Consider the following 12,618-nt stretch of genomic DNA (forward strand, 5'->3'; position numbering starts at 1 on the left):
GGGAAGGCAACACGATGAAAAGGCTGATGCTTCTCGCCCTCCTCGGCGTCACGATCACGTCGCAAGCCTATGCGGCGACCGTGACCCTGACGACGGAGGAATACGCGCCCTTCAACTATCGGGATGGCAAGGCGATCAAAGGCACCTCCGTCGAGCAGGTCGAAAAAATCATGGCGGCGGCAGGCATCGACTACACGATCGAGATGCTGCCATGGGCCCGCGCCTACAGCCTGGCGCAGACGACGCCGATGACATGTGTCTTCACGACCGCGCATAACACGAAGCGGGATCCGATGTTCCGATGGGTCGAACCGCTGCTGGTCGACAATAACATACTGATCAAGAAATCCGGCTCCAGCGTATCCGCCAGCAACCTCGAGGAAGCCAAGAACTACACAATCGGAACACAGCGCGAGGATTATACCGAGACTGTGCTCAAGGAGAAGGGCTTCCCCAAGCTCGATGTCGCCACCGATTTCAACGCGACACTTCGCAAACTTCTCAACGGGCGCGTCGACATGATGCCGATCTCCGAGATTTACTTCGCAAAGCTGAAGGCGGAACAACCGATAGAGAAAGTCACGACCCTGTCCTCCCAACCGATGGGAATTGCCTGCGAGAAAGGGTTTCCGAGCGATCTGCTGACGAAAATGCAAGCGGCGCTCGACAGACTGATTGCCGACGGCACCCAGGAAGCCATCTTCATGAAATATGGCCTTCGCCCTTCGGATTGATTTTCCGTTCCTTCTCACCGCTTGTGCTTGACTTTGCCACCGTTTCGCGGTGGTGAACCTCTAGAGTATTTTGCAAGGAACGAACGAGCCATGCTGATCATTGCGGGCCTCGGCAACCCCGGCGGCAAGTACGCCGGCAACCGCCACAACATCGGCTTCATGGCCGTCGACGCGATCCATCGCCAGCACAGCTTTTCGCCGTGGCAAAAGAAGTTCAGGGCCGAGATCGCCGAGGGCGAGATCGGTGGCGAGAAGATCTTGCTGATCAAACCGCAGACTTACATGAATCTCTCGGGCGAGTCGGTCGGAGAGGCGATGCGCTTCTACAAGCTGCAGCCTGCCGATCTGGTCGCCATTTACGACGAGCTTGACCTGCTCCCCGGCAAGGCCCGCCTCAAGACCGGCGGCGGCCATGGTGGCCATAACGGCATCAAGTCGCTCGACGCCCATTGCGGCAAGGACTATCGGCGCCTGCGCCTCGGCATCGGCCACCCCGGCGTCAAGGAACTGGTGCAGCATCACGTGCTCAGCGATTTCGCCAAAGCCGATCGCGTATGGCTGGAGCCTCTGCTGGAAGCGCTCGCCGACAATGCGGACATGCTGGTCCGAAACGAGGACTCGCAACTCATGAACAAGCTGGCGCTTGCAGTCGGCGGCAAATCCGACGAGGACAAACCAACGGCCGAAAAGAAGCCGGTGGCAAAGTCGCATATTCACCAAGCGCGTGGCACCAACCAGCCGAAGCTGCCGACGACGGGACCAATGGCCGAAATGCTCAGGAAGATGTTCGGCAACAAGGGCGAATAACCGTGCCGATTCCGAACCTTTCGATCCGTGCCGCTGAGGCGGGTGATCTGCCCGCGCTGCTTTCGCTCTATCGCGAACTGAACCCTGCCGATCCCGTCATCGACGCCGCATTGGCCGAGGCGCGCTTCGCCGCGATTCTCGGCCATCAAGGAATGACCACGCTGATCGGCCTTGCTGGCGAGACACCCGCAGCCTCAGTGACGTTGATCGTCGTGCCAAACCTGACAAGGAACGGCGCGCCCTACGCCGTGATTGAGAACGTCGTAACCGCTGCAGCCTATCGCAAGCGTGGTTATGCAGGCGCGCTGATCCGTCACGCGATCGCCGCCGCATGGCAAGCTGGCTGCTACAAGGTCATGCTGCTGACAGGGTCGAAAGAGCCAGCAACACTGCGTTTTTACGAGGATTGTGGTTTTATCCAGGACAAGACGGGGTTTCAGATCCGGCGCCCGTAGGCGCTACTCTTCCGGCTCGGTGACGAACATCAGCGGAAATCCCGCTTCCTTGCCAAAATCCACCGCCTCCTTTGCCTTGGTCTCGGCGATATCTTTTGCGCAGACGACAACCACCGACGTCCCAAGTTTGTGGGCCGTGAGCATCACGCGATACCCCGTTTCCTCGCTCATACGGAAAACCGCCTTGAGAACCATGATGACGAACTCGCGCGGCGTGAAGTCGTCGTTGACCAAGATGACCTTGTAGAGCTTCGGCCGATCCAGCTTCGGTTTAGACCGCGCCTTCGGTTTCAGGGCAATGTCGTTGTCGCTCATCGGAAACCCGCCGTTGATGACATGGAAATGCGAGAGAATGCTCGCTGGCACCTATATTGCGCCGCAAAGCCCGGCGTTCAACCTCCGAAGACGAGAGATGTGCGCGAAAAGCTTGACCGCACACCGCCTTTTATCCCATACGCAGGCCAACGAATTCAAGAACAGCAGGTTTCAGGCCATGGGCTTCAAATGCGGTATCGTCGGTCTGCCGAATGTCGGCAAGTCGACCCTCTTCAACGCGCTGACCAAGACGGCGCAGGCGCAAGCGGCGAACTACCCGTTCTGCACGATCGAGCCGAACACCGGCGAAGTCGCCGTCCCCGATCCGCGCATGCAAAAGCTCGCAGCGATTGCCGGCTCCAAGGAAATCATCCCGACACGCATCTCCTTCGTAGATATTGCCGGCCTCGTGCGCGGCGCATCGAAGGGTGAAGGCCTCGGCAACAAGTTCCTCGCCAACATCCGCGAAGTCGATGCAGTCGTCCACGTGCTTCGCTGCTTCGAGGATGACGACATTACCCACGTCGAAGGCCGCATTAACCCGGTCGGCGATGCTGACACGATCGAGACCGAGTTGATGCTCGCCGACCTCGAAAGCCTGGAGCGCCGCGTCGAGCAGACCCGCAAGCGCGCCGCCAGCAAGGACAAGGAATCGCTGGCGCAGCTTCCCGTCATGGAAGCCGTAATCAAGCTGCTGAACGAAGGCAAGCCGGCACGTCTTCTCCTGAAAACGCTTGCCGTCGAGGATATCGAAATCCTCAAGGGCCTGAACCTCTTGACGTCGCACCCGGTGCTTTATGTCTGCAACGTCGCTGAAGCCGACGCCTCTTCAGGCAACGAGCATACGACCGCAGTGGCCGCCATGGCCAAGGAACAGGGCGCGGAATGCGTTATCATATCGGCCGCGATCGAATCCGAGGTCGCTCAGCTTCCTGAAGAGGAAGCGACCGAGTTCCTGTCGGCACTGGGCCTCGAGGAAGCCGGTCTCGACCGGTTGATCCGCGCCGGTTACCATCTGCTCGACCTGATCACCTATTTCACCGTCGGCCCGAAGGAAACGCGTGCCTGGACCATCGTCCGCGGCACCAAGGCCCCTGCCGCTGCCGGCGTGATCCACACGGACTTCGAACGCGGCTTCATCCGCGCCTTTACCGTTGGCTACGACGACTACATCAACTTCAAGGGTGAAGTCGGCGCCAAGGAAGCCGGCAAAGGCCGCGACGAAGGCAAGGAATACGTCGTCCAGGACGGCGACGTAATCCATTTCCGATTCAATACCTGACTTGAAAACAGGACTGCCGCCTACGCGGGCGGCAGTTTCTCCTGCATTGCGACCGGCAGCTGCCTCATGACGAAGCGTCGAAGCGGCATCCATCCTGTTCCGATGACAAGCACGATCACGCCGACCGTGAGAAGCGTGATGAAGATGTAGGTGTCGACACGCGCGTCGCCCTGACGGAAGATACCGTAGAGCGCAAAACCCAACGACAGCAAACCCGACGTTACGAACGCGCGGCGGTCGATGACCAGACCGACCAACATCAGCGCTGCAACTGTCGCGACGACCAGCGGTGTGCGAAACGACACGGTCTGCAGCGCGGCAAGTGTGCCGCCATTGAAACCGGCGAGCGAGACGACGCTATAGAGCAAGGCCGGCGCTGCTCCGAGATGGAGCCAGAAGGCAATATCGGAATTGATGGTCCGGCGGAGCGGATCGCGCACGTCGAACCTCATGGCCAGCGCGAAAAGGCCAACCGCGCATACGATCGCAATGACCGACAACACCACCGGATGATTGATTTCAAAGAGCGGATCATCGGTCAGCCAGCTGAGCAAGCGCAGTACCAGTTGCAGCACGACTACAGTTGCCCCGATAACCGCCAGCGCAAGGGCAAGCGGTATGCGATACAACAGGTAGAAGAGGCCAAGCACGACGGGAAAAGCAAGGGTAAACTGCAGCGCCCTGTTGCCGCCTATTGCAATGAACGTAGATGAACCGTCCAGCCAGCTCGCCGACGTCACCGCGGTCCAGACAGCAAGCATCACTGTCAGCGCAACGGCGGGCAGCGCCAGCCTTTGCCGCCGCACAAGGACTTCGGCAAGAACGATGATCGCCGGTAACACCGCGTAGACCGATGCAATACCCCACAACCCTGCCAGCGCGACGACAACGCCGATGGTGATCAGGACGTCGTGGAAGCCCCGAACGAAGCTAGGCGTCTCGGTGTCCGAGAACGGCTCCATCGCCCCGCGCCGCGCCACCTGCACGGTATCGGCCTTCACGCCGCGCTCGATCAGAAACGGCAAGAGCCGCTCCGCGGTCTGCGCCGGAATGATACCCTCACGCGCGGCCTCGTCGAGGATCAGCTTCAATTCGGACATGCTCGAAATCTCGCGGGAATCGTTGAGTCTCGCGGCATGCTATTGTAGTTATTGTGAAACTCCTATGAGGTAGAACCGAATTTGTCCGACAACAAACTTGCCTTCGAGGATTTCCAGCCGGGACGGCGCTTCGCGCTCGGGCCGAAGACGGTAACAACAGAGGAAATCATCGAGTTCGCCCGCGAATTCGACCCCCAGCCCATGCACCTCGACGAGGCCGCGGGCCGCGCCAGCATTCTCGGTGGACTGGCGGCTTCCGGCTGGCACACCTCGGCGTTGTTCATGCGCATGATGGCAGACAGCTTCCTGCTTGCCTCGCTATCGCACGGCGCGCCCGGTATCGATTTCATGGAATGGCGGAAGCCAGTGCTGGCGGGGGATACGCTTTCGGGCCATTCGACCGTCATCGAAACCCGCCCCCTGCGCTCGCGGCCAGGGGTCGGCATGGTCAAATTCCGGCACGAGATCGAGAACCAGAAAGGCGAACTCGCCTGCCTGTCGGAGAACTCGATCATGTTCGCCATGCGCCAGTCTCTGGAGATGACCTCATGATCATGGCTGAACGCTATGCCATCGGCGAGAAGTCCGAGCTCGGCAGCTATGTCTTCACTTCAGAAAATATCATTCACTTCGCCGAACGCTTCGATCCCCAGACTTTTCATCTGGATGCGGAAGCCGCAAAGGCGTCGCTGTTCGGCGGCCTCTGCGCTTCGGGCTGGCATACCTGCGCTGTATGGATGCGCATGTTTCTCATCTATTGGGAGAAGGAAAGTGCCCGCCTTGCGAGCGAGGGCATCCTTCCGCCGCGCCTCGGCCCCTCCCCGGGCTTCATCAAGCTTCAATGGCTGCGCCCGGTATTCGCTGGCGAAGAAGTCGCCTATTCGGTGACCTTCCTCGCAAGTCGCTCCCTGTCTTCAAAGCAGGGTCGGCGGCTGAACACGATCCTTTGCGAGGGACGGCTTCTCGACGGCACACCGGTCATCAGGTTCGAAAGCACCGTCATCGACTTTGAGTAGGCTCGGGTCTCAATGGCCCGAGAATTCCACCAGCGTGCGAACATCGACACCCAGATCTTCGAGCTTCTTGCGACCGCCGAGATCCGGCAGGTCGATGACGAAGCAGGCAGAAACGATATCCGCGCCCATCTGCCGCAGGAGCTGGGTAGCCCCGACTGCCGTACCGCCGGTGGCGATAAGGTCGTCCACGAGAATGACCTTCTCGCCCGGCTGCACGGCATCGCGATGCATCTCCATCTCGTCGACGCCGTATTCCAGGCTGTAGGCAACCCGTACGGTATCGCGCGGCAACTTGCCCTTCTTGCGGATCGGCACGAAGCCTGCCGATAGCTGGTGCGCCACCGCCCCGCCGAGAATGAAGCCGCGCGCCTCCATGCCGGCGATCTTGTCGATCTTCAGTCCGGCATAGGGCTGAACGAGTTCATCGACAGCCCGGCGGAACGCCCGCGGATTGCCGAGCAGCGTCGTAATGTCACGAAAGATGATACCGGGCTTGGGATAGTCCGGGATGGAGCGGATGCTGGCCGCAAGCTCCGAAATGGTATCGCTCATGGAAGTTCCATATTCTGCAGGGTCTCAAATCGGCTGCACCCTACCAACTGCGCCTGCCGGAACCAACAAAAAAGGCGGCTCGAAAGCCGCCTTTTCCCTTAACTCTGGGGCAAAGGTCTCAATGGTCCTTCTTCGAATAGACCGAGCGCTTCGTCAGGTAGATCAGGAACGCGAAGATGATCAGGAATACCATGACCATGAAGCCCGTATGCTTGCGATCGACCAGATGCGGCTCGGCTGCCCACATCAGGAAGGCCGAAACATCCTTGGCGTACTGATCGACGGTCGCCGGCGCGCCATCGTCGTAGGTTACCTGGCCATCCGCGAGCGGCTTAGGCATCGCAAGGACCGCGGCCGCATGGAAATACGGGTTGTAGTGCTGGCCCTGTGACACCTGGAAACCGGCAGGTGGCTCTTCGTATCCTGTCAGCAGCGAATAGATATAATCCGGTCCCGCTTCCTGATACTGCGTGAAGATGTCGAAGACGAACTGCGGGAAGCCACGTTCGACTTCCCGCGCCTTGGCGAGCAGCGACATGTCAGGCGGTGCCGCGCCGTTGTTGGAGGCCGCGGCCGCTTCCGCATTCGGGAAAGGCGAAGGGAAATAATCCGACGGAACAGCCTTGCGGGTGAACATGTCCCCACTGGCGTTGGGACCGTCCTGGACTTCATAGTTGGCGGCGAAAGCCTTGATCTGGGCATCCGAATAACCAAGATCGCTCAGCGTGCGGAACGGCACCAGCGACATGGAGTGACAGGCGGCACAGACTTCGGTGTAGACCTTCAGTCCACGCTGCAACTGACCCTTGTCATAGTGACCGAAAGGCCCGGCAAAGGTCCAGTCGACCTCCTTGGGCTCCTTCAGCGGATAGTGCGGCGTCGCCTCGTGGTGCTCGGCGGGTGCGGCCTCCTGAGCGTAGGCCGCGGTCCCGAGACCAACAACGACTGCGAGCGACAGAATGCTTGCAACAAGCTTTTTCATTTCTCTATTCCTTCCGTCGCCCGCTTATGCCTTGGCCGTTGCAGCAGAGACAGTCTTGTTGCGCTTTTCAAGCACGGCTTCCGTGATCGAGTTCGGCACGCGGCGCGGTGTCTCGACGAGACCAAGCACGGGCATGACCACAAGGAAGAATGCGAAGTAAAGGAGCGTACAGATCTGCGAGATCGTCGTGTAGAGGCCCTCGGCCGGCTGTGAACCGAGCCATCCGAGGATGATCGCGTTTATCACGAACAGCCAGTAAGCAAGCTTGTACCAAGGACGATAGACCGCGGAACGGACCTTCGAGGTGTCGAGCCAGGGCAGGAAGAACAGCACGATGATCGCGCCGAACATCACCAGAACGCCGCCAAGCTTGGAGTCGATCGGACCGACATTGAAGGTGATCGAACGAAGCATCGCGTAGAAAGGCAGGAAATACCACTCGGGAACGATGTGAGCCGGCGTCTTCAACGGGTCAGCCGGAATGTAGTTGTCGGCGTGGCCGAGGAAGTTCGGAAGGTAGAAGACGAAGTAGGCATATACCAGCAGGAAGATCGAAACGCCGAGCGCATCCTTGAGCGTTGCATAGGGCGTGAACCGAACGGTATCCGTCTTTGTCTTGACTTCGACGCCCGTCGGGTTCGTCTGGCCCACGACATGCAGCGCCCAGATGTGCAGGACGACGACACCGGCGATAACGAAAGGCAGAAGGTAGTGCAGCGAGAAGAAGCGGTTCAGCGTCGGATTGTCGACGGCAAAGCCGCCGAGCAGGAACTGCTGCACCCATTCGCCGACTAGCGGGAAGGCCGAGAAGAAGCCGGTGATGACGGTTGCGCCCCAGAACGACATCTGACCCCAGGGCAGAACGTAACCCATGAAGCCGGTTGCCATCATCAGCAGGTAGATGAGAACACCGAGGATCCAGAGGATCTCGCGCGGCGCCTTGTAGGAGCCGTAGTACAGGCCGCGGGCAATGTGCAGGTAGACTGCGACGAAGAAGAACGACGCGCCGTTGGCGTGCATATAGCGCAACAGCCAACCGTGGTTGACGTCGCGCATGATCTTTTCGACGGAATTGAAGGCGATGGACGTTTCGGCCGCATAGTGCATGGCAAGCGTCACGCCGGTCAGGATCTGCACGATCAGCATTACCGCCAGCATGGCGCCAAAGGTATAGGCGTAGTTCAGATTGCGCGGAACCGGGTATGCAATGAAGCTGTCATAGACCATACGCGGCAGCGGAAGCCGCGCATCGACCCATTTTTCCAAGCCGGTTGATGGCTCGTAGCTGGAATGGCCACTCATGTATCAGTCTCCCCTCAACCGATCTTTATCTTCTTGTCGGAAATGAACGAAAAGGTCGGTATGGCCAGGTTTTCCGGCGCCGGACCCTTACGGATACGGCCGGCCGTGTCGTAGACAGAACCATGACAGGGACAGAACCACCCGTTGTATTCACCCGCCTGGCCGAGCGGTACGCAACCGAGGTGCGTGCACGTGCCGACCATGACGATCCAGTTTTCCTTGTCCTTGCCTGCCGAACGGTCGAGATCCGTCGCCTGGGCATCGGCCGGAAGATTGGCGTTGCGGGCGACCGGATCCTTGAGATCCGCCAGCGGAGTGTCCGCAGCGGCCTTGATTTCTTCCGGCGTCCGATTGCGGATGAAGATCGGCTTGCCGCGCCACTTGACGGTCAGCGACATACCCGGCTCAAGCGTCGTCACGTCGACTTCGATCGAAGCCAGGGCCAGCGTCGAAGCGTCCGGACGCATCTGATCGATGAACGGCCAAGCGACCGCAACGGCGCCTACCGCTCCGGCCATACCAGTGGTGAGATAAAGGAAATCACGGCGCGTAGGCTCTCCCGAGACCCCGCCTGTCGTTTCGTGTTCGCTCACGGCTTACCATCCTCTGCGCAAATTTTGCGGAACTCCGCCTTGCCCCTCACGGCGGCGAATCTGTCGCGACACAATCCGAACATAGATTCCCCACCAATCCCGGCGCGTTCTAAGCTTGATCGCAAATTATGTCCAGCCTTGGCAAGGCCATGTGGGCACAATGTCGCGGGAATTTTCAGATGATTTTTTAAGACAATCACATGCTTGCAACAATGTTGCATTGCAACAAATCCAGACCCATGCTAGGCGATCGGTTCATTCCCCTAACCGTACCGGCACCCAGCGATGAGAGACAGGTTGTTCTGCGTAGTCAGTGTCCTGATCTCGCTCGTGCTCGCGACAATATCGCTCCGCTACCTGACGCACGTCTGGCTTCTAGCCTTCGTTTACAGCTTCCAGGTGCATTTCGCCCTGGCAGCGCTTGTCGGTGTTTTCGCGCTGCTGCTCATCAAGCGCCACTGGTTCGGCTATCTCCTCCTCGCCGTTGCCCTGGTGCTGCTGGGGCACGGCGTGATCATGATGAAGGAGTTCGCAGTCGCGCCCGCCAACGCGGCGACGAAGCCGCTTTTCCGGCTGATCTCCTTCAATATCGAAAACGACAACTTCGCCAACGGCACCGGTATCGCCGATATGATCATCGCCTCGAATGCCGACGTCGTGAACATCCTAGAGGCCGAACCGCTCCGCAGAGAACTCCCCCGCCTCTCCGCCACCTATCCCTATCACCTGGGCTGCGCTGCGGGGTCCGTGGAGTGCGACACGCTCGTGCTTTCAAAACGCCCCTTCGTGGAACAGGAGACGAGCAGCCTCGGAGATCTCTGGCGCAACCGGCTCACGCGATCAGCCATCGATTTCGACGGGACGAAGATCAATTTCCTGGCGGCACACCTCGCCAAACCCTACTTCGATGATTTTCAAGCTGACGAGCTTCTCGACCTGCGAACGGCTGTCGCGGCAATCGACGGCCCCCTCGTGCTTGCGGGCGACTTCAATTCTGCAGTCATCGATCCGCATATTCAGCGCTTCATGCGGCAGACCGGCTTTCGCAGCACTTTCCCCGAACCGGCCACCTGGCCGATCAAGGCTGGTCGCCTCGGCATCAGCATCGACCATGTTTTCGCTCGACCACCGCTCAGGCTTAAATCCGTCGAGCGCATCGAGGACAACAAGGGCTCAAATCACTTTGGCCTCATGGCCGAGTTTACCCTCGACCGCTGAAGCCGGCTTGGTCTCTTCATACTCGGAGGCGAGGAAGCCTCCCGACTGGCGCGCCCAAAGCTCGGCATAGAGGCCACCCAGCTTGAGCAGGGTTTCATGCGTGCCTTCCTCGATGATCTTGCCCTTGTCGACGACGATGAGGCGATCGAGCGCGGCGATTGTCGAGAGGCGGTGCGCAATCGCCAAAACCGTCTTGCCTTCCATGATCTGGAGCAGACTGGATTGGATCGCCTCCTCCACCTCCGAATCGAGCGCCGAGGTCGCCTCGTCGAGGACGAGGATCGGAGCGTCCTTCAGCATGACGCGCGCAATCGCGATCCGCTGGCGCTGACCGCCGGAGAGCTTGACGCCCCGTTCGCCGACATGCGCGTCAAATCCGGTGCGACCCGTCTGATCCTGCAGACGTTCTATAAAGCCCAGCGCCTCGGCGCGTCGCGCCGCTTCAACAAGACGAGCCTCACTCGCATCAGGGCGCCCGAAGAGGATATTGTCTCTGACCGAACGATGCAGCAGTGAGGTATCCTGGCTGACGACGCCAATCTGCATGCGCAGCGACTCCTGCGTGACGGCAGCAATATCCTGGCCATCGACGAGAATGCGCCCTCCCTCGAGGTCGTAGAGGCGCAGCAGCAGATTGACCAGCGTAGACTTTCCCGCCCCGGAACGGCCGACGATACCGACCTTTTCCCCAGGGCGAACAACCAGCGAAAAGTCATCGATGACGCCGTTCGACTGGCCATAGTGAAAGGAGACGTTTTCAAAGTGGATGCCGGGTTGTCGTATGGCGATATCGGGCGCTCCCGGACGGTCGACCAATCCGAGCGGCTTGGAAATCAGCTCGGCCGCATTCTGGATCGTGCCGAGATTGCGCATGATGCCGTTGAACTGCGTCATCAGCCGCCCGAGAAGAAAGTTCAGACGAAGGACCAGTGCCAGAGAGAAAGCCACCGCGCCGGAACTGATCAGGCCCTGGAGCCACAGATGCACGCTGAGGCCCGCCATCATCACAATCATCAGGCCGGAGAGAAGCGCCATCGACGCCCGCACGCCGGTGATGAAGCGCGTGAAGCGAAGTACCGTTTCCTGGTAGAAATCGAAACCTTGCCGCATGTAGCGGTCGGTCTCCTCGTCTCGTGCAAACAGTTTCAGCGTCTGGATGTTGCTGTAGGCATCGACCATGCGGCCGTTGATCATCGACGCGGCTTCTGCCGTCTCGCGGGAATGAAAGCGGATACGCGGCACGAAATAGCGCGCCAGGACGCCGAATGCACAGAGCCAGCCAAGCACGACGACGGCAAGCGATAGGTCGAGCCGGGCCACCAGCGCAAGCGTGGCAACGGCGTAGATTCCGACGAACCATACGCTTTCCATCAAAGAGGTGACCAGATCGCCGGTCGCCTGACCGGCCGACCAGACCTTGGTGACGATGCGCCCCGAAAAATCGCTTTGGAAGAACGACAGCGATTGACGCGAGACATGCAGGTAGGATTGCCAGCGCGCCAGATTATAGAAACCGGGCATGATTACCTGTTGGTCGACAAGTGCGATCAGGAACGCAACGACGAAGCGAACGATGCCGATGAGGACCAGCATGCCGGCCATCTCGGCCCCGTGTGCGGCAAGAAGGCCACTCCATCCCGCCGAGGGCGTGACGGTCGCCAGAATGTCCACCAGACGGCCCACGAACCAGAAGAGCGCCGCCTCGATTGCCGCCGACATCCCGCCGAGGACCAGCATGGCGATGAACGGCGCCTTGGCCTGGCCAATGTAAAACCAGATAAATCGCAACGTTGACCGCGGCGGCTGAATATTGTCGCGCGGTTGGAAGGGGTCAATCCAGCTTTCGAAGACACGTAGGAGTCGTTTTATGAGCATATTTGCGATATAGGCTTAATGGACGAAGCGGGGAAGGACGAGCCCGCCGGCTGCAACTTATATTTCGTAACAATCGGTAACATCGGCGGCATTGCCGTTGAACGGGACCAACCTCGTCACAATCTCGGGGTACGTTGGGTTTTTACGGAGACGGTCGCAATGCAGACTAGGACAATTCTGTCGAGTATTCCGTTGCCGCTTGCAGAACAACTCGACGCCATCGCCGAGCGGTTCGACATATCCTACGACGAGATTGTTGCGGATGCCATTTCCGTATGGATTGCCCGTGAAGAAGAACGGCGTTTCGTCGCGCTGCGCAATCTCGTATCGACCAACGGCATGTTCGTTGAAGTCAACAGGGTGATCGACTGGGCCGACAGCCTCTAA

The 12,618-nt window shown here is 59.5% G+C and carries 15 protein-coding genes; 8 read left to right on the top strand and 7 right to left on the bottom strand.

All coding sequences use genetic code 11. The features are described from left to right. Positions 1 to 14: 14 nt before the first annotated feature. From ASC90_RS25520 to ASC90_RS25530, 3 genes are all read left to right on the top strand, one after another. Positions 15 to 734: a transporter substrate-binding domain-containing protein gene (locus tag ASC90_RS25520; RefSeq protein ID WP_056547254.1), complete on the top strand. Its 720-nt coding sequence runs from the start codon at positions 15 to 17 to the stop codon at positions 732 to 734. Between the two features lie 90 nt (positions 735 to 824). Further along, positions 825 to 1,541, top strand: a complete 717-nt coding sequence (gene pth / locus ASC90_RS25525) for an aminoacyl-tRNA hydrolase (RefSeq protein ID WP_056546855.1) — start codon at positions 825 to 827, stop codon at positions 1,539 to 1,541. 2 nt (positions 1,542 to 1,543) lie between these two features. Further along, a complete protein-coding gene (locus ASC90_RS25530) occupies positions 1,544 to 1,996 on the top strand; it encodes a GNAT family N-acetyltransferase (protein WP_056546860.1) in 453 nt (150 codons plus the stop codon). A 3-nt stretch (positions 1,997 to 1,999) separates the two neighbouring features. On the opposite strand, the gene clpS is transcribed toward ASC90_RS25530, so the two are convergent. Further along, positions 2,000 to 2,311 (bottom strand): ATP-dependent Clp protease adapter ClpS, encoded by a 312-nt coding sequence (gene clpS, locus ASC90_RS25535; RefSeq protein WP_056547257.1) that lies wholly within the window; start codon positions 2,309 to 2,311, stop codon positions 2,000 to 2,002. A 178-nt stretch (positions 2,312 to 2,489) separates the two neighbouring features. Here clpS and ychF point away from each other — a divergent pair, with 178 nt between their 5' ends. Then, complete coding sequence (gene ychF / locus ASC90_RS25540) at positions 2,490 to 3,593, top strand: redox-regulated ATPase YchF (RefSeq protein WP_056547260.1); 1,104 nt, start codon at positions 2,490 to 2,492, stop codon at positions 3,591 to 3,593. 20 nt (positions 3,594 to 3,613) lie between these two features. On the opposite strand, the gene ASC90_RS25545 is transcribed toward ychF, so the two are convergent. Beyond that, positions 3,614 to 4,693, bottom strand: a complete 1,080-nt coding sequence (locus ASC90_RS25545) for a hypothetical protein (protein ID WP_056546863.1) — start codon at positions 4,691 to 4,693, stop codon at positions 3,614 to 3,616. Between the two features lie 81 nt (positions 4,694 to 4,774). Here ASC90_RS25545 and ASC90_RS25550 point away from each other — a divergent pair, with 81 nt between their 5' ends. Together ASC90_RS25550 and ASC90_RS25555 are read left to right on the top strand one after the other, a co-directional pair. Next, a complete protein-coding gene (locus ASC90_RS25550; RefSeq protein WP_056546866.1) occupies positions 4,775 to 5,245 on the top strand; it encodes a MaoC family dehydratase in 471 nt (156 codons plus the stop codon). After that, positions 5,242 to 5,709, top strand: coding sequence for a MaoC/PaaZ C-terminal domain-containing protein (locus ASC90_RS25555; protein ID WP_056546869.1), 468 nt, complete (start codon positions 5,242 to 5,244; stop codon positions 5,707 to 5,709). The genes ASC90_RS25550 and ASC90_RS25555 overlap by 4 nt, the downstream gene beginning before the upstream one ends. Before the next feature lie 9 nt (positions 5,710 to 5,718). On the opposite strand, the gene ASC90_RS25560 is transcribed toward ASC90_RS25555, so the two are convergent. From ASC90_RS25560 to petA, 4 genes are all read right to left on the bottom strand, one after another. Next, complete coding sequence (locus tag ASC90_RS25560) at positions 5,719 to 6,261, bottom strand: adenine phosphoribosyltransferase (RefSeq protein WP_056546872.1); 543 nt, start codon at positions 6,259 to 6,261, stop codon at positions 5,719 to 5,721. Between the two features lie 118 nt (positions 6,262 to 6,379). After that, on the bottom strand, positions 6,380 to 7,243 hold the full coding sequence (locus tag ASC90_RS25565; protein WP_056546875.1) for a cytochrome c1: 864 nt from the start codon (positions 7,241 to 7,243) through the stop codon (positions 6,380 to 6,382). A gap of 24 nt (positions 7,244 to 7,267) precedes the next feature. Beyond that, positions 7,268 to 8,545: a cytochrome b N-terminal domain-containing protein gene (locus ASC90_RS25570; protein ID WP_056546878.1), complete on the bottom strand. Its 1,278-nt coding sequence runs from the start codon at positions 8,543 to 8,545 to the stop codon at positions 7,268 to 7,270. A 14-nt stretch (positions 8,546 to 8,559) separates the two neighbouring features. Next, a complete protein-coding gene (gene petA, locus ASC90_RS25575) occupies positions 8,560 to 9,138 on the bottom strand; it encodes a ubiquinol-cytochrome c reductase iron-sulfur subunit (RefSeq protein ID WP_056546880.1) in 579 nt (192 codons plus the stop codon). A gap of 285 nt (positions 9,139 to 9,423) precedes the next feature. On the opposite strand from petA, the gene ASC90_RS25580 reads away from it, so the two are divergent. Beyond that, on the top strand, positions 9,424 to 10,356 hold the full coding sequence (locus ASC90_RS25580) for an endonuclease/exonuclease/phosphatase family protein (protein WP_056546883.1): 933 nt from the start codon (positions 9,424 to 9,426) through the stop codon (positions 10,354 to 10,356). Here ASC90_RS25580 and ASC90_RS25585 read toward each other — a convergent pair. Further along, complete coding sequence (locus tag ASC90_RS25585) at positions 10,312 to 12,231, bottom strand: ABC transporter ATP-binding protein (protein ID WP_056546886.1); 1,920 nt, start codon at positions 12,229 to 12,231, stop codon at positions 10,312 to 10,314. The two genes, ASC90_RS25580 and ASC90_RS25585, sit on opposite strands and share 45 nt — an antisense overlap. Positions 12,232 to 12,390: 159 nt before the next feature. On the opposite strand from ASC90_RS25585, the gene ASC90_RS25590 reads away from it, so the two are divergent. Next, positions 12,391 to 12,618, top strand: coding sequence for a hypothetical protein (locus tag ASC90_RS25590; RefSeq protein WP_056547264.1), 228 nt, complete (start codon positions 12,391 to 12,393; stop codon positions 12,616 to 12,618).

It is taken from the genome of Rhizobium sp. Root1220 (genome assembly GCF_001426265.1).
GTDB lineage: Bacteria > Pseudomonadota > Alphaproteobacteria > Rhizobiales > Rhizobiaceae > Rhizobium.